The organism is Burkholderia sp. Bp9090 (assembly GCF_003857985.1).
GTDB lineage: Bacteria > Pseudomonadota > Gammaproteobacteria > Burkholderiales > Burkholderiaceae > Burkholderia.
The window spans coordinates 183,152-200,245 of sequence record NZ_QTPV01000004.1 but is presented as its reverse complement, the minus strand read 5'-3'; the positions used below and the strand labels follow the sequence as shown (position 1 = coordinate 200,245).

11 protein-coding genes and 1 tRNA gene are annotated in these 17,094 nt (G+C 64.5%); 11 read left to right on the top strand and 1 reads right to left on the bottom strand.

Annotated elements, in window-relative coordinates; all coding sequences use genetic code 11:
• The first annotated feature begins 62 nt into the window (after positions 1-62).
• Positions 63-872 carry a GTP cyclohydrolase FolE2 gene (gene folE2 / locus DIE16_RS06015; protein WP_124486428.1) on the top strand — a complete coding sequence of 270 codons (810 nt, stop codon included), beginning with the start codon at positions 63-65 and terminating at the stop codon, positions 870-872.
• A gap of 128 nt (positions 873-1,000) precedes the next feature.
• On the opposite strand, the gene tsaD is transcribed toward folE2, so the two are convergent.
• Positions 1,001-2,041 (bottom strand): tRNA (adenosine(37)-N6)-threonylcarbamoyltransferase complex transferase subunit TsaD, encoded by a 1,041-nt coding sequence (tsaD, locus tag DIE16_RS06010; protein WP_044845274.1) that lies wholly within the window; start codon positions 2,039-2,041, stop codon positions 1,001-1,003.
• Positions 2,042-2,818: 777 nt separating this feature from the next.
• Between tsaD and DIE16_RS06005 the strand changes: the two genes are divergently transcribed.
• From DIE16_RS06005 to DIE16_RS05955, 10 genes are all read left to right on the top strand, one after another.
• Complete coding sequence (locus tag DIE16_RS06005; protein ID WP_124486426.1) at positions 2,819-3,235, top strand: sulfocyanin-like copper-binding protein; 417 nt, start codon at positions 2,819-2,821, stop codon at positions 3,233-3,235.
• Positions 3,236-3,470: 235 nt separating this feature from the next.
• Positions 3,471-4,547 carry a TIGR03118 family protein gene (locus DIE16_RS06000; protein WP_124892029.1) on the top strand — a complete coding sequence of 359 codons (1,077 nt, stop codon included), beginning with the start codon at positions 3,471-3,473 and terminating at the stop codon, positions 4,545-4,547.
• A 630-nt stretch (positions 4,548-5,177) separates the two neighbouring features.
• The gene (locus DIE16_RS05995; RefSeq protein WP_124892028.1) at positions 5,178-6,398 is read left to right on the top strand and encodes an NAD(P)/FAD-dependent oxidoreductase; all 1,221 of its coding nucleotides are present in this window, start codon (positions 5,178-5,180) and stop codon (positions 6,396-6,398) included.
• Between the two features lie 105 nt (positions 6,399-6,503).
• Complete coding sequence (rpsU, locus tag DIE16_RS05990; RefSeq protein WP_006479415.1) at positions 6,504-6,716, top strand: 30S ribosomal protein S21; 213 nt, start codon at positions 6,504-6,506, stop codon at positions 6,714-6,716.
• 185 nt (positions 6,717-6,901) lie between these two features.
• Complete coding sequence (locus DIE16_RS05985; protein ID WP_059524656.1) at positions 6,902-7,348, top strand: GatB/YqeY domain-containing protein; 447 nt, start codon at positions 6,902-6,904, stop codon at positions 7,346-7,348.
• Positions 7,349-7,420: 72 nt separating this feature from the next.
• Positions 7,421-9,292: a DNA primase gene (gene dnaG, locus DIE16_RS05980; RefSeq protein ID WP_124486423.1), complete on the top strand. Its 1,872-nt coding sequence runs from the start codon at positions 7,421-7,423 to the stop codon at positions 9,290-9,292.
• A gap of 88 nt (positions 9,293-9,380) precedes the next feature.
• Complete coding sequence (gene rpoD / locus DIE16_RS05975) at positions 9,381-11,798, top strand: RNA polymerase sigma factor RpoD (protein ID WP_124486422.1); 2,418 nt, start codon at positions 9,381-9,383, stop codon at positions 11,796-11,798.
• Between the two features lie 138 nt (positions 11,799-11,936).
• Positions 11,937-12,015, top strand: a tRNA-Ile gene (locus tag DIE16_RS05970).
• 630 nt (positions 12,016-12,645) lie between these two features.
• Entirely contained in the window at positions 12,646-15,096 is a 2,451-nt protein-coding gene (locus DIE16_RS05965; protein WP_124892027.1) for a glucose/quinate/shikimate family membrane-bound PQQ-dependent dehydrogenase, read from the top strand.
• A gap of 410 nt (positions 15,097-15,506) precedes the next feature.
• Positions 15,507-17,057 (top strand): phospholipase D family protein, encoded by a 1,551-nt coding sequence (locus tag DIE16_RS05955; protein WP_124892026.1) that lies wholly within the window; start codon positions 15,507-15,509, stop codon positions 17,055-17,057.
• Positions 17,058-17,094 lie beyond the last annotated feature (37 nt).

Here is a 17,094-nt window from a genome sequence, read left to right as displayed (position 1 = left end):
CCGGCTGCCGCGTGACGCGGCGTGCGCGTCGTCGAACGCGCGGCTTACAAGGATTGAACAAGATGAACCAGATGAATCCCGCCTTCGTGATGCCCGACGTGCAGAGCACGGTGGATACCCGCCAGATTCCGATTCAGCGCGTGGGCGTGAAGGCGGTCCGGCATCCGTTGACGGTGTGCACCGAGAGCGGCGACGTGCAGCCGAGCGTCGGCGTCTGGAATCTCGACGTGCGCCTGCCTGCCGATCAGAAGGGCACGCACATGTCGCGCTTCGTCGCGCTGCTCGAAGAGAACCGTGCGCCGCTGACGGTCGAGCGCTTCCGCGCGATGCTCGCGTCGATGCTCGAGAAGCTGGAAGCCGAGGCCGGCCGCATCGAGGTCACGTTCCCGTACTTCGTGAACAAGACGGCGCCGGTGTCGGGCGTGCAGAGCCTGCTCGACTACGAAGTGACGCTCGCGGGCGAATGCCGCAACGGCGAAACGCGCCTGTTCCTGAAGGTGCTCGTGCCGGTGACGAGCCTGTGCCCGTGTTCGAAGAAGATTTCGCAGTACGGCGCGCACAACCAGCGCTCGCACGTGACGATCGATGCCGAACTCGCAGCCGACCTGCCGGTCGAGGCGCTGATCCGCATCGCGGAAGAAGAGGCGTCGTGCGAGCTGTGGGGCTTGCTGAAGCGTCCGGACGAGAAGTTCGTCACGGAGCGCGCGTACGAAAACCCGAAGTTCGTCGAGGATCTGGTGCGCGACGTCGCGCAGCGTCTCGACGCGGACGAGCGCGTGATCGCCTACGTGCTCGAAGCCGAGAACTTCGAATCGATCCACAATCACAGCGCGTATGCGCTGATCGAGCGCGACAAGCGACACGCTGCGTAACGTCGGGGCGCTGCGGCGCTGCGTCGACTTGCCGCTGCAATGAAGAAGGCCGCTCGAATCGAGCGGCCTTCTCGTTTTCCGTCCGGCGCGTGCGGGTGTGCGAGCGACGTTGCGCAGCGCCGCGCGACTCAGCGTGCGAGCGACGCGAGATCCCAGCGTGGCTTCACCGTGAACGCGTAGTCCGCATTCGCCTGCTCGGGCCAGCGGCCGAGCCGCAGTGCGCCGGCGAGCGCGATCATTGCGCCGTTGTCGGTGCAGAGCGCGAGATCGGGGTAGTGCACGTCGAAGCCGCGCTTGGCTGCGGCGGCCGACAGCGCCGCGCGCAACTGGCGGTTCGCACCGACGCCGCCCGCGACCACAAGGCGCTTGAGCTTCGTCTTCTTGAGCGCGGCGAGCGATTTCGCGACGAGCACGTCGACGGCTGCGTCGACGAAGCCGCGCGCGAGATCGGCCTTCGCGCGCTCGAGCGCGACGCCCTCCAGCTTCGCCGCTTCGAACTTCTTCATCTGCGTGAGCACGGCCGTCTTCAGGCCGCTGAAGCTGAAGTCGAGATCGCCCGAATGCAGCATCGGGCGCGGCAGCACGACCGCGCCCGGCGTACCCGTTTCCGCGAGCTTCGACACTTCCGGGCCGCCCGGATAGCCGAGGCCGATCAGCTTCGCCGTCTTGTCGAACGCTTCGCCGGCCGCGTCGTCGAGCGTCTCGCCGAGCGTCTCGTACACGCCGACGTCGGTCACGCGCATCAGTTGCGTGTGGCCGCCCGACACCAGCAGCGCAATGAACGGGAACGGCGGCGGTTCGTCGACGAGCAGCGGCGACAGCAGGTGGCCTTCGAGGTGATGGATGCCGACGGTCGGCTTGTTCCATGCGAGCGCGAGCGCGTTCGCGATGCTCGCGCCGACCAGCAGCGCGCCGGCGAGGCCGGGGCCTTGCGTGAATGCGATCGCGTCGATGTCGTCGCGGCGCGTGCCGCTTTGCGCCATGACTTCCTCGAGTAGCGGCAGCGCGCGGCGGATGTGGTCGCGCGACGCGAGCTCGGGCACGACGCCGCCGTATTCGCGGTGCATCGCGATCTGCGAATGGAGCGCGTGCGCGAGCAGGCCGCGCTGCGTGTCGTAGAGCGCGAGGCCGGTTTCGTCGCAGGAGCTTTCGATGCCGAGAACGAGCATGGGTCAGGGCGGGGCGCGCTGCATCGAGCGCGCCGCAGGAAGGTAAACGTAGCCGGAAATTATAGCAGGCGAGGGTCGATCGCCGCTTTGCGCGGCCCGGGCCGCAGGCCGGGCAGGTTCAACGCTTCTGTAACCTTCGTCGGGTCGGTTCACATGTCGAACAGGATGCTGCCGCTTCAACGCGGTTCCAATCCGCGCCGGTCGACGACGGATGGCTCTGTGGCGATAGACGTCAAGACTCTCGGCCGCGTTCTCGTGGAGGCTCGGAGTAGGCCATGTTCCAGATCGCCTCCCTGTACCGGGGAAGACGTATGAGTCGCGCGAGCGCACAAGCCGGCACACGACGGCCAGGTTGACGGCCGATGCAGCGCGTTTCCGGTGAAATCGAGCTGAAGCGAGTTGTCGGACACTTGCGCGACGGCATCGATCTTCACGCGTCGATGCCGCCGCCGATTTCGTCAGATGGCGAACAGCATCGCGGCAAAGGCTGCATGGAGCCAGCCAACATGTGCGAGTTGGCGGCTACGCACCTGCGTTGCACGGAACGACCATTGCAGGAAGACGATGGCCAGTACCGTGATGAACGCGGCGAGAATGGACGGCGCCGCCCCTGCGCGGCTCCGGGAATAAGTGCCCCGATGCGTACGTTTAGGTATCGCGCGCCACCGAGAACGTTCATGCCGTCACACAGGCGGGGGTCTTGCGTGCTCGATGAATGGCGCACGCAGTCGCTCAACTCGCGGCAGACGCGACGCTTCAATGTCTATGGAGGGAGCCATGTATGCCATTTGCAGAGTCATCGTCGTCGCGGGCGCGGCCGTCCTTGGTGTGACGCCGCAGGCAAGCTGGGCGCAGCATACAGTCGACGCGACATTGCTATCCAACTCGATTCAGCTCAAGACGCACACCGTGAAGTCTGGTCGGGTCACGCTTGATGTCAAAAATGCCGCTGACAACAACATGGAACATGAGCTCGTCGTGCTCAAGACGGATCTGTCTGACGATGCGCTCCCTGTCAGAAAAGGAGAGGTAATGGAGCACAGGCTGGCGAAAATCGGGGAAGTCGAAGATATCGCGCCCGGCAGGAGCAAGCGTGTGTCATTCAAGCTCGCACCCGGCCACTACGTGCTGATCTGCAACAAGCCGGGGCACTATGAATCCGGCATGCACACAGTGCTTGTCGTGGCACCGTGAATTGCAACGCGGGCTTGCTCGAACAATGGCCGTCAACGACACGTGTCGATATGAGGAGACTTACGTGCATCGGCGTTCGGCTTGCGTCGACAACTATGGATCGACATCGATCGGAGCGAGTTCGCCCGCTTCGGTGACCATGCTTCGAAAATTCATGATGCGCGGGCGAGACGGGCGGAATAAACGAGGTTGCCGATTCGTTTACTAGCTGCTCTTCCACGTTCGGAGTTCCATCATGAAACAGATCCATGCGGCGTTCGGTGCTGCGTTGTCGGCTGTCGTGCTGGCGAGCGTCGTGGCGTGTGGCGGCGGTTCGTCTCACGAGAGACAGTACGCGGTCAGTGCGCTGGTCTCCGACGGCGCCGTTCCGGCTGCGCATGTGGATGCCAACCTGAAGAATCCATGGGGCATTGCCTTCAATCCCAAGGGCTTCGTCTGGGTCGCGGATAACGGCACGCAGCACGCGACGCTTTACGATGGCAACGGCGTGCCGCAATCGCTCGTCGTGACGATCCCGCCCGGCACGAGCGGCGACCCCGCTCCGACCGGGATCGTGTTCAATGGCACGAATGACTTCATGGTGACCCAGGGCGCCAAATCGGGGCCTGCAGCGTTCATTTTCGTTGGCGAGGGCGGGACCATGACCGCATGGTCGCCCGCGGTCAACCCGACGTCGGCAATCACGGTGTTCGACAGCGGCGGCGCCGCCGTCTACAAGGGGCTCGCGATTGCCAGTAACAACGGGGCGAATTTCCTGTACGCGACGGACTTCCACAACAACCGGATCGACGTGTTCGACCGGAACTTCGCCAAAGTCACGCCAGTCGGCGCGTTTCAGGATCCCGCTTTACCTGCGGGATTCGCGCCATTCGGCATCCAGGCGCTCGGCTCGAAACTGTTCGTCGCCTACGCGAAGCAGGATGCGGCAGCACATGATGACGTCAAGGGCGCAGGCTTCGGCGTGATAGATGTGTTCAGTCCGTCGGGACAATTCCTGCAGCGCTTCGCTACCGGCGGGTCACTGAATGCACCGTGGGGTATGGCACTGGCTCCCGCGAATTTTGGACGCTTCAGCAACGCCGTCCTGATCGGCAACTTTGGCGATGGCATGATCCACGCGTTCGATGCGACTTCCGGGACCATGCTCGGGACCCTTGAGCACGCTGACGGCAGCGCAATCGTCGAGGCTGGACTGTGGGGCATCGCATTCGGGAATGGGCTCAACAGTCAGCCCACTAATACGCTGTTCTTCGCGGCCGGCACGAACGACGAAGCGGATGGTCTCTATGGCCGCATCGACGTGGGGCCGTGATCGCCAGGATGACCTCAGCAGCCAACTCAGGAGCGAGCCGCGCCGAGACTTGATCGGGCAGCCGAAATCCATAAGCGTCGGTTTGGCCAAATGTCACCTCATTCATCGATTGGGGCGGTCGATCTGCAGGGGCAAGTGAATTTTCGTAAGCGCCTCGCAGCTTCACAAGTGACCTCATTGACTCGCTCAACCTGCCGAGGCTGTGCGGAGCCAGTTCCAATGCGACCTTGACTTCCACTAAAAACAATCAAATACCGTGCGGTCAACGGAAAGAGAACAATCGCATCGTCCGAACCGAATCCGAGAGTGTCTCTGGACGGCAACCGTCCATGTTGTCCCAAAGCAGGATCGGGAACCCGGGATCGGGCCGGCTGCTGACGAGGAAGTCGCTGGTGGATGAGATCAGCCGCATTCAGGTTCTCCTGCCGACCAGCAAGGATGGGGGCCGTCGATTCACGGTTGCGAGCGCCACCTGCGAATCGAGGCTGCGCCACCATCCAAGCGTTGCGTTCTCCGCCGTCGCATGTATCATTCGCCCTTCCTCAAGATATTCATCAGTCGCCTACCTCTAAGTGGCTGATAAATATGCATAATTCCTAGCCTATGCAAAGTTCCTGAACAAACCGCGCCATGGAAACTTACGACATCGCCGTGATCGGCGCGGGCGCCGCCGGGATGATGAGCGCCGCGGTCGCCGGGCAACTCGGCCGCCGCGTGGTGCTGATCGACCATGCGCCGCGGCTCGCCGAGAAAATCCGCATCTCGGGCGGCGGCCGCTGCAACTTCACGAACCTCCATGCGGGTCCCGACAACTACCTGTCGTCGAATCCGCATTTCGCGCGTTCGGCGCTTGCGCGCTACACGCCGCGCGACTTCCTCGGGCTCCTCAAGCGCCACCACGTGACCTGGCACGAAAAGCACAAGGGGCAGCTCTTTTGCGATCACGGCAGCGACGCGGTCATCGACGTGCTGAAGCATGAATGCGACGCGGGCGGCATCGCCTGGCGCCGGCCGGTGGTCGTCGACGCGGTGCGCCACGCGCCGTCCGACGGCTTCACGCTCGACACGCAGCAGGCGGGGCCGATCCGCGCACGCGCGCTGATCGTCGCCACCGGCGGCCTGTCGATCCCGAAGATCGGTGCCACCGACTTCGGCTACCGGCTCGCGAAGCAGTTCGGCCACAAGCTCGTCGATACGCGGCCCGCGCTCGTGCCGCTCACCTTTGCGTCGCAGGACTGGGAGCCGTTCGCGGTGCTGTCCGGCGTGTCGCTCGAAGTGCGCGTGTCGACCGGCGACAAGAAGCGCGGCGGCGAATTCGTCGAGGACCTGCTGCTGACCCATCGCGGCCTGTCGGGCCCCGGCATCCTGCAGATCTCCAGCTACTGGCAGTCCGGCGACCCGATCCGTATCGACCTGCTGCCGCAGCGCGACGCGGTGGCCGACCTGCTCGACGCGAAGCGCACGTCGAAGCGGCAGATCGGCTCGCTGCTCGCGGACTGGGTGCCGTCTCGCCTCGCCCACGTCTGGCTCGACACGCACCGCGTCGCGGCCGACGCGCGGCTCGCGGACCTGCCCGACAAGACGCTGCGCCAGATCGGCGACGCGCTGTCCGGCTGGACGCTGACACCGAACGGCACCGAGGGCTACAAGAAGGCCGAGGTGACGAAAGGGGGCGTCGATACGCGCGAACTGTCGTCGGCGACGATGATGAGCGCGCGGGTGCCGGGGCTGTTCTTCATCGGCGAGGCGGTGGACGTGACGGGCTGGCTCGGCGGTTACAACTTCCAGTGGGCATGGGCGTCCGGCACGGCGGCCGGGCAGGCTGCGGCGGAGTTCTCGCGCGGCGCCTGACACGGCTGCGCGCCCTGCCGTTGACGGGACCCGGCCCTTATGTCTTTGCACGACGCTCTGCTATACTCGTAAGTCTTCCCTGCAAACCTTTATTCGTGTCGGATCATGACGATCATTCGCGTTAAAGAAAACGAGCCGTTCGAAGTCGCCATGCGTCGCTTCAAGCGCACGATCGAGAAGAACGGTCTGCTGACCGAGCTTCGTGCGCGGGAGTTCTACGAAAAGCCGACCGCCGAGCGCAAGCGCAAGAAGGCTGCTGCGGTGAAGCGTCATTACAAGCGGATTCGCAGCCAGACGCTGCCGAAGAAGCTGTACTGAACGATTGAGCGCCGCGCGGTTCGCTGAGCGGCGCACCGGCGACCTCCGCACGATCGGCCTCGTTCCGGGGCCGCGAGTCGCCGATGCCGGATTCGAGCAACCCGCTTGAGACTTAGTCCCAAGCGGGTTTTTGTGTTGACGCCCGTTCGCGGGCGTCGAAGTCACGTTTCCATCCCGGGTGCAAGATGAGTTTGAAAGAGCAGATCAGCGAAGACATGAAGGCCGCGATGCGCGCGAAGGAAAGCGAGCGTCTGGCGACGATTCGCCTGCTGATGGCCGCGATCAAGCAGCGCGAGGTCGATGATCGGGTGACCCTCGACGACGCGGGCATCACCGCGGTGATCGACAAGATGATCAAGCAGCGCAAGGACTCGATCAGCCAGTTCGAGGCCGCCGGCCGCGACGATCTCGTCGCGAAGGAGCAGGCCGAACTGACGGTGCTGGGCGCCTACATGCCCGCGCAGCTGTCGGACGCCGAAGTGGCCGCCGAAGTCCAGGCCGCGGTCGCGGCAACCGGCGCAGCCGGCCCGCAGGACATGGGCAAGGTGATGGGCGTGCTGAAGGGCAAGCTCGCCGGCCGCGCCGACATGACGGCCGTTTCCGCGCAGGTCAAGGCCGCGCTGTCGAAGTAAAACCCGCTTCCCGGCGCGTCGCATGCGCGTGCGCCGGGGCGTCGTATTGTCTTTTTTTCGCTCGATCCCACGGTGATTCCGCATTCGTTCCTGCAGGATTTGCTGAACCGCGTCGATATCGTCGACGTGGTGGGCCGGTACGTGCAGCTCAAGAAGGGCGGCGCCAACTTCATGGGGTTGTGCCCGTTCCATAACGAGAAGAGCCCGTCGTTTACCGTCAGCCCGACCAAGCAGTTCTATCACTGCTTCGGCTGCGGCGCGCACGGCACGGCGATCGGCTTCCTGATGGAGCATGCGGGGCTCACGTTCCCGGAAGCCGTGCAGGAGCTCGCGCAGTCGGTCGGGCTGACCGTGCCGCACGAGCCGTCGATGCGCGGCGGCGGCGGTGGAGGCGGCGGCGACTATCCGGCGCCCGTGTCGAAATCGGTCGCGACCGCGCTGTCCGACGTGATGTCCGCCGCGTGCGACTACTACCGCAAGCAACTGCGTGGCGCGACCGTCGCGATCCAGTACCTGAAGAACCGGGGCCTGACCGGCGAGATCGCCGCGCGCTTCGGGCTCGGCTATGCGCCGGACGGCTGGCAGAACCTCGAAACGGCGTTCCCGGACTATCGCGACGACTCGCTCGTCGAATCGGGGCTCGTGATCGTCAGCGAGAAAACCGACGCGCAGGGTGTGGCGCGACGCTACGACCGGTTCCGCGAGCGGATCATGTTCCCGATCCGCAACGTGAAGGGGCAGGTGATCGGGTTCGGCGGACGCGTGCTCGGCAGCGGCGAGCCGAAGTACCTGAATTCGCCGGAAACGCCGCTGTTCAACAAGGGCAGCGAACTGTACGGGCTGTTCGAGGCGCGCCTCGCGATCCGCGAGCGCAAGTACGTGCTGGTCGTCGAAGGCTACATGGACGTCGTCGCGCTCGCCCAGCTCGGCTTCCCGAACGCGGTCGCGACGCTCGGCACGGCATGCACGCCGATCCACGTACAGAAGTTGCTGCGCCAGACCGACACGGTCATTTTCAGCTTCGACGGCGACTCGGCCGGCCGGCGCGCGGCGCGCCGCGCGCTCGAAGCGTGCCTGCCGCATGCGGCGGACAACCGGACGATCCGATTCCTTTTCCTGCCGGCCGAGCACGATCCGGACAGCTATGTACGCGAATTCGGTGCGGACGCGTTCTCCGAGCAGGTCGAGCGCGCGATGCCGCTGTCGCAATTTCTGTTGAACGAAGCAATCGCGGGCAAGGCGCTCGATCAGCCGGAAGGTCGCGCGAAGGCGCTGTTCGACGCGAAGCCGCTGTTGCAGGCGCTGCCGGCGAACGCGTTGCGCGCGCAGATCATGCACATGTTCGCCGACCGTCTCGATATCCCGTTCGAGGAAGTCGCGGGATTGTCGGACGTCGATGCGCGCATCGCGGCGCCGCCGCGCCAGGCGCCCGCGCGCAGCGAGCGGCGGCGCGTGACGGACAGCGAAAAGCGCGCGTTGCGCACGCTCGTGATGCATCCGCGGATCGCGTCGCAGCTCGACGACGAACAGCTTGCGACCCTGCGCGCGCTGCCGCGGATCGGCGAGCTGTTCGCCGAAGTCGTCGAGCATGCGCGTGCGCTGGGTGACGGCGCGGAGTTCCGGCTGCTGTCCGATGTCCTGCGGACCTCCTCGAACGGCGCGACTTACGAGGAAATCTTCCGCGAAATTCTGGACTATGATGAAAACGTCCGCGATTTGCTGTTACAGAATCCGGAAGACGAGACGGTGCCCGAGCGGCAGCGTGAACAGGAACGGATCGCGGGGGAGGAACTGCAGGCCGCGGTGCTCAAGATGCGCTATGACGCCTGCTGCGACCGGCTCGATCGGCTGGCGCGGCAATCGACCTTCACACCCGAGGAACTGGCCGAATTGACGGAATTGAACCAGCAGCGAACCGACATGAAACGTCGGCTCGGGCTGTAGGCGGCCGGGGCGCTGAGAGAGGGCGCCCCAGCGTGCTATAATATAAGGTTTCCAGCGGTTTGTTTTCTAAGCAGAGGCGAGATTCGCGATGGCAAAGACGACAGGCGGAAAGAAAGCAACAGGCAAGGGCTCGACGGAGCCGACCACCAAGGTCACAGCGGCCAAGTCTGCTTCTTCCACCAGGACAACGTCTTCAGCCACGTCAGCCCCTGCAGGAAAGAAAACCGCGGCCGGCACTGCTCAGGCTGCGCCGGCGCCGGCAGCCAGAACACGGGCTGCCGCCAGACCCGACTCCGGGCCGGCCCAGCCGGCGGCGAAGCGGGCAAGTGCGAAAAGCGCAAGGGACACGACTGCCGCCGCGGACGAAACGGCAGTACGTACTACTCATGCACCTACGGTTCAACCGGCTGTCGTCCAGCAGCCGCGAGTCGATATAGCCGGTACGGCGAACTCCATGACCAAAAAGCTGAACGAAGTATCCGTCGATGACGACGCAAATCAGAGCGACGAGCAGCCCGCAGCCGCGGCTGCCCCGGGCAAATCCAAGGTGCGCGATCGTCGCGCCAAGGAAAAGGCGCTGCTGAAGGAAGCGTTCGCGACGAGCACGCCCGGCACGGCCGAGGAGCTCGAAGAGCGCCGCGTGAAACTGCGCGCGCTGATCAAGCTCGGCAAGGAGCGCGGCTTCCTCACGTATGCCGAAATCAACGACCATCTGCCGGACAACTTCACCGAGACCGAAGCCCTCGAAGGCATCATCGGCACGTTCAACGACATGGGCGTGGCGGTTTACGAGCAGGCTCCGGACGCGGAAACGCTGCTCCTGAACGACAACGCGCCGGCCGCGTCGTCGGACGATGAAGTCGAGGAAGAAGCGGAAGTCGCGCTGTCGACCGTCGATTCGGAATTCGGCCGCACGACCGATCCGGTCCGGATGTACATGCGCGAGATGGGCACGGTCGAGCTGCTCACGCGCGAAGGCGAAATCGAGATCGCGAAGCGGATCGAGGACGGCCTGCGCCACATGGTGATGGCGATTTCCGCGTGCCCGACGACGATCGCCGACATCCTCGCGATGGCCGAGCGCGTCGCGAACGAAGAGATCCGCGTCGACGAGCTCGTCGACGGCCTGCTGGATCCGAATGCTTCGGACTCCGCCGATACGGACGGTTTCTCCGCGAAGGAAGCGGAAGCGATCGAGAACGAGGACGAGGAAGCCGAAGAGGAAGAGGAAGAAGAGGAAGAGGAGGAAGACGACGGTGCCGCTCAGGCGTCGGCCAATGCCGCCCAGCTCGAAGCCCTCAAGCGTGCCTCGCTCGACAAGTTCTCGCAGATCAGCGAGTGGTTCGACAAGATGCGCCGCGCGTTCGAGAAGGAAGGCTACAAGTCGAAGTCCTACCTGAAGGCGCAGGAAACGATCCAGACCGAACTGATGACGATCCGCTTCACCGCGCGTACCGTCGAGCGTCTGTGCGACACGCTGCGTGCGCAAGTGGACGAAGTGCGTCAGGTCGAGCGTCAGATCCTGCACATCGTCGTCGACAAGTGCGGCATGCCGCGTTCGGAATTCATCGCGCGCTTCCCCGGCAGCGAGACGGATCTCGACTGGGCCGAGAAGATCGCGGCCGAAGGCCATGCGTACAGCGCGGTCCTGTCGCGTAACGTTCCGGCGATCCGCGAGCAGCAGCAGCGTCTGATCGACCTGCAGGCGCGCGTCGTGCTGCCGCTGAAGGACCTGAAGGAAACCAACCGCCAGATGGCGGCCGGCGAACTGAAGGCGCGTCAGGCGAAGCGTGAAATGACCGAGGCGAACCTGCGTCTCGTGATCTCGATCGCGAAGAAGTACACGAACCGCGGCCTGCAGTTCCTCGACCTGATCCAGGAAGGTAACATCGGCCTGATGAAGGCGGTGGACAAGTTCGAATACCGTCGCGGCTACAAGTTCTCGACCTATGCGACGTGGTGGATCCGCCAGGCCATTACGCGTTCGATCGCGGACCAGGCGCGCACGATCCGTATTCCGGTTCACATGATCGAAACGATCAACAAGATGAACCGCATCTCGCGGCAGATCCTGCAGGAAACCGGTCTCGAGCCGGATCCGGCAACGCTCGCCGAGAAGATGGAGATGCCGGAAGACAAGATCCGCAAGATCATGAAGATCGCGAAGGAGCCGATCTCGATGGAAACGCCGATCGGTGACGACGACGATTCCCATCTCGGCGACTTCATCGAGGACAACAACACGGTCGCGCCGGCGGATGCCGCGCTGCATGCCAGCATGCGCGACGTCGTGAAGGATGTGCTCGATTCGCTGACGCCGCGTGAGGCGAAGGTTCTGCGGATGCGCTTCGGTATCGAGATGAGCACCGATCACACGCTCGAGGAAGTCGGCAAGCAGTTCGACGTTACCCGCGAGCGGATCCGTCAGATCGAGGCCAAGGCGCTGCGCAAGCTGCGTCACCCGAGCCGTTCCGACAAGCTGAAGTCGTTCCTCGAAGGGAACTGATTTCCAGCGTCTCACTTGCGAACGCCGCCGGTATCCGCGTGATGCCGGTGGCGTTTGTCCTCTTTAGCGGCTTTGTTGTTACAATGCCGGCCCGGCTTCGTTGCCGGGGTGGCGTGTAGCACAGGTTGCTTCCCGTCTGGGCCCCTAGCTCATGCTTGGTTAGAGCAGCGAACTCATAATTCGTTGGTGCCGGGTTCGACTCCCGGGGGGCCCACCAGATTCGCTTTGTTCGAGAGTTTCCACGCGGTGCAACCGACCGCGATTGGACGCGAAAAGCCGGCCCGGTGGGCCGGCTTTTTCGTTTCCGGGCTTCAACGCGTCGGATCCGGGCAATCCATGGCTCCGGACTACCCGAACGGGTAGGGACCGTTCGTGTTCCCCATCCCTAAACTGCCTTCCCGAAGATTTCGCGGCGAGCGATCGCTTGTCTGCGTATTCGACGACAGACCGGTGCGCATCGAAGCCGACCATCGGCATACGCAGGCGAGCTCGACGCACTCGCTACCACCTATAATCCGAGCAAGCGCGCCTCCTTGTACGGCACGGTCGCACACGTGGACAACAGCAGGAACGGTAAATTCCCGGTGTTTGCGACGGCTCGCGATTCCAGCTTCCAGCTCGCCGACCCGTCCGAACATGGACGAAGGGCAAACCGGCGCGTACGTCGGGATGATGCACGTCTTCTAAAGCAACAGGCCGTTTCGCGGAGCGTTTTCCGCACAGCCGGCCACTGCGGGCACAGCGCAGTGGCTGGACGACTCGCCGGTGTTCGCGCGGGCGAGCCTCGCCACAGGCATCGCGTGACAAGCGATGCTGGCGCCGTCCTCAAAAGAAGGTTGAGATCATCATGACCAGATCAAGCGAATCATCATCGCCGGGGTTCATCGGCGTCGTAACGCTCCTGTTTATCGCGCTTACATCGCTCTTTCTGCTGATAGGCGGCGCGTACTTGCTCTCGCTCGGTGGCTCGGCGTATTACGTCGTGACCGGCGTCGTGCTGCTGGCAGTGACGTGGCTGCTGTATCGCCGCAGTCCCACTGCGCTCGTGCTCTACGCGCTCGTGCTCGGGGGCACTGCCATCTGGTCGCTGTGGGAGTCGGGTCCCGACTTCTGGGCGCTCGCGCCGCGCTCGGGGGTGCTCGTCGTGTTCGGCGTGTGGTTGCTGCTGCTCGTGAGCTGGCGTCTCGACGCGCCACGCAAGTTCGGCGTGCAGTCGCTCGTCGGCGCGCTGGTGATCTGGGCGGGCGTGCTCGTGTACGCCTGCTTCAACGATCCGCAGACGGTCAATGGCACGATGGCTTCGTCTGTCGGTTCGCCCGCCGCGAACGCCAACGGCATCGACGCCTCGGACTGGCCCGCGTACGGCCGCACTCAGGAAGGCACGCGCTACGCGCCGCTGCAGCAGATCACGCGGGACAACGTGAAGAACCTGCAGGTGGCCTGGACGTTCCGCACGAACGACATGAAAGGCCCGAACGATCCGGGTGAAATCACCGACGAAGTCACGCCTATCAAGATCGGCAATCTGCTCTACCTGTGCTCGCCGCACCAGAAGCTCTTCGCGCTCGACGCGCAGAGCGGCGCGCTCAAGTGGACCTTCGATCCGAAGCTCAAGACCGATCCGTCGTTCCAGCACGTGACTTGCCGCGGCGTGTCGTATGTCGATCTGACGGCGAGCGCCGATGTATCGGCAACGGCTGCTCCAGCTAGCGACGCTGCTGCTTCGGCGCCGCAGGCCGCCGCACCGGCAAACGACTCAGCCGTATCGGCTACGGGGGCGTGCTCGCACCGTATCTACCTGCCGGTCAACGACGGCCACCTGTACGCGCTCGACGCACTGACAGGCGAGCGCTGCGCGGGCTTCGGCAGCAATGGCGACCTCGATCTCCAGCATGCCATGCCGGTCACCACGCCGGGTATGTACGAGCCCACTTCGCCGCCGGTCGTTACCAGCAAGGTGATCGTCGTAGCGGGCGCGGTGGAAGACAACTTCTCGAATCGGGAACCGTCGGGCGTGATCCGTGGTTACGACGTGCGCACGGGCCAGCTCATGTGGGCGTTCGATCCGGGCGCGAGTGATCCGAACCATATCCCGGGCCCGGACGAGCACTACACCTGGAACTCGCCGAACTCATGGGCGCCCGCCGCCTACGACGCGAAGCTCGACATCGTCTATCTGCCGATGGGCGTGCGTACGCCGGACATTTGGGGCGGCGACCGTACGCCGGAGATGGAGCGATACGCAAGCGGCCTGCTCGCGCTGCACGCGTCGACGGGCAAGCTGGCCTGGTTCTACCAGACCGCTCACCATGATCTGTGGGACATGGACATGCCGTCGCAGCCGACGCTCGCCGACATCACGACCAAGGACGGCAAGACCGTGCCGGTCGTGTACGGGCCGGCCAAGACCGGCAACCTGTTCGTGCTCGACCGCCGCACCGGCGAAACCGTCGTGCCGGCTCCGGAACTGCCGGTGCCGCAAGGCGCCGCGCCTGGCGACCGTACCTCGCCGACGCAACCGTTCTCCGAACTCACGTTCCGTCCGAAGAACCTGCTCACGGACAAGGACATGTGGGGCGCGACGATGTACGACCAATTGGTCTGCCGCGTGATGTTCCACAAGCTGCGGTATGAAGGCACCTTCACGCCGCCGTCGCTGCAAGGCACGCTGGTGTTCCCGGGCAACCTGGGCATGTTCGAGTGGGGCGGCATTGCGCTCGACACCGATCGTCAGATCGCCATCGCCAACCCGATTGCGCTGCCGTTCGTGTCGCGTCTGATCCCACGCGGTCCGGGCAACCCGATCGAACCGGCATCGGGTGCCAAGGGGAGCGGTACGGAATCGGGTATCCAGCCGCAGTACGGCGTGCCGTTTGGCGTGACGCTGAACCCGTTCCTCTCGCCGCTTGGCCTACCCTGCAAGCAACCGGCATGGGGCTACATCGCCGGTATCGATCTTAAGACCAACGAGATCGTCTGGAAGAAGCGTATCGGCACGGTGCGTGACAGCTCGCCGATCCCGCTGCCGTTCAAGATGGGGATGCCGATGCTGGGCGGCCCGATGATCACGGCCGGTGGTGTGGCGTTCATCGGCGCAACGGCGGACAACTACATCCGCGCGTTCGACGTGAACGACGGCAAGCAACTCTGGGAAGCCCGCCTGCCGGCAGGCGGCCAGGCCACGCCGATGAGCTACTCGATCAACGGCAAGCAGTACGTCGTGATCGCCGCAGGCGGCCACGGCTCCTTCGGCACGAAGCTCGGCGATTACGTGATCGCTTACGCGCTGCCGAACTAACACGCGTTGCTGTTCGCACGGAGCGCCGGACAGAGGTATCGCTGCGCACGGTCCGATCCCCGAAATGGCATGCGTGGCATGCCGCTTTTTTTCCCGCTTTCTGGCGACTCTTTGGCCTTCGGCAAAATCTCGAAACCCGCGACGCCGCAAGGCCTCGCGGGTTTTTCTTTTGCGCGCCGCCTGAACGTGGCGAACGTGTCGAACGTGTTCACGTCCGTGTCGCATGTCGTATCGCCGCCACCGGGAAACACGGAGCGCGTGCCGTCCCGATGTCAATCGAAGTATGCTGTGGCGCGACCGGCGCGCGCGCTCGGGATTCGTCCAGCGCGCGGACCGGGGATCCGCGCCGCGCCCCGTCCGGCAGCCAGAACAAACACAAACAGACTTCGCCCGACCGTGGGGTGGCCATCATGATCATGTTGCGTTCGTGGAGTGCGATTCTTGCGTTGCTGATGCTTGCCGCGTGCGCCAGCCTGCCGCCGCAGGCTGATCGTGCGCCGACGCATGCGTTCTCCGATACCGAGAACACGCGCCTCGGCGCGGCGTTCCGCCAGCAGGCCGCCACCCATCCCGGGCAGGATGCGTTTCATCTGCTGCGCGACCCGGTCGATGCGCTCGACGCGCGCGTGCTGCTCGCCGATCGCGCGGACCGCTCGCTGGACCTTCAGTACTACATCTGGCACGACGACCTGACGGGACACGAGCTCGCGGATGCGATCATCCGCGCGGCCGATCGCGGGGTCCGCGTGCGCGCGCTGCTCGACGATCTCGGGACGAACGCGGACGACCGCAAGCTGCTCGAGATCAGCTCGCATCCGAACATCGAGATCCGGCTCTTCAATCCGGTCGCCACGCGCCACTTCAAGAAGATCGGCACGGTGCTCGAGTTCTCGCGGGTCAACCGGCGCATGCACAACAAGGCGATGATCGCGGACAACCAGGCGGCGATCGTCGGCGGCCGCAATATCGGCGACGAGTACTTCGGCGCGTCGTCGATGCTGGAGTTCGGCGATCTCGACGTGGTCGTGCACGGCCCGGTCGTGAACGACATCTCGACCGAATTCGATACGTTCTGGAATTCGCCGTATGCATATCCGGTCGATGCGCTGGTCGGGCACGATGCGGCGCCCGGCGGCCTCGACCGGGAGCGCGAACGGCTGCGCGATTACCTGCGCGCGATGGAGGACAATCCGTACGTGCTCGAAGCGCGGCAACGGCTCGACCAGATCGTGCACGGGCAGGGGACCGAGCTGTCGTGGGGGCAGGCGACGGTCCTGTACGACGATCCGGCGAAGATCGCACGCTCGCCGAAGGACAGCGACGGGCACCTGATGCCGCAACTGCGCGCACTCGCGCTGCGGCCCGAGCAGGAGCTGCTGATCGTGTCGCCGTACTTCGTGCCGGGCAAGGACATGGTCGAACGGCTGCGTGCGCTCACGGCGCGCGGCGTCCGAGTGACGATCCTGACCAACTCGCTCGCATCGACCGACGTCGCGGCCGTGCATGCCGGCTACCGGCGCTATCGGCGCGATCTCGTCGAAGCCGGCGTGCGGCTTTACGAGCGACGCCCGTTCGGCGACAAGAGCATCTCGAAGCAGGTCATCATCGGCTCGTCGCGCGCATCGCTGCATGCGAAGACGTATGTGTTCGATCGCAAGAGCATCTTCATCGGGTCGATGAATCTCGACCCGCGCTCGCTGAACCTCAATACCGAGATCGGCGTTTACTGCGAGAGCCCGGCGATTGCATCCGAAGTCGCGATGGATCTGGAGCCGCGGCTCGATCGAATCGCGTGGCGCGTCGAGTTGCGGACCGATCCGGCCGGGAAAGGGCGCCTCAAGTGGATTCAGACCGACGCGGACGGGAAGGTGACCGAACTCGATCACGAACCGGAAGTGTCGGCGGCGCGGCGCATGGAAGTGTGGTTTCTCGGCTTGTTTCCGATCGAATCGCAGCTGTGATTTCGCCTGCGCGCGACAGCCGCGGGCGACGTGTGCC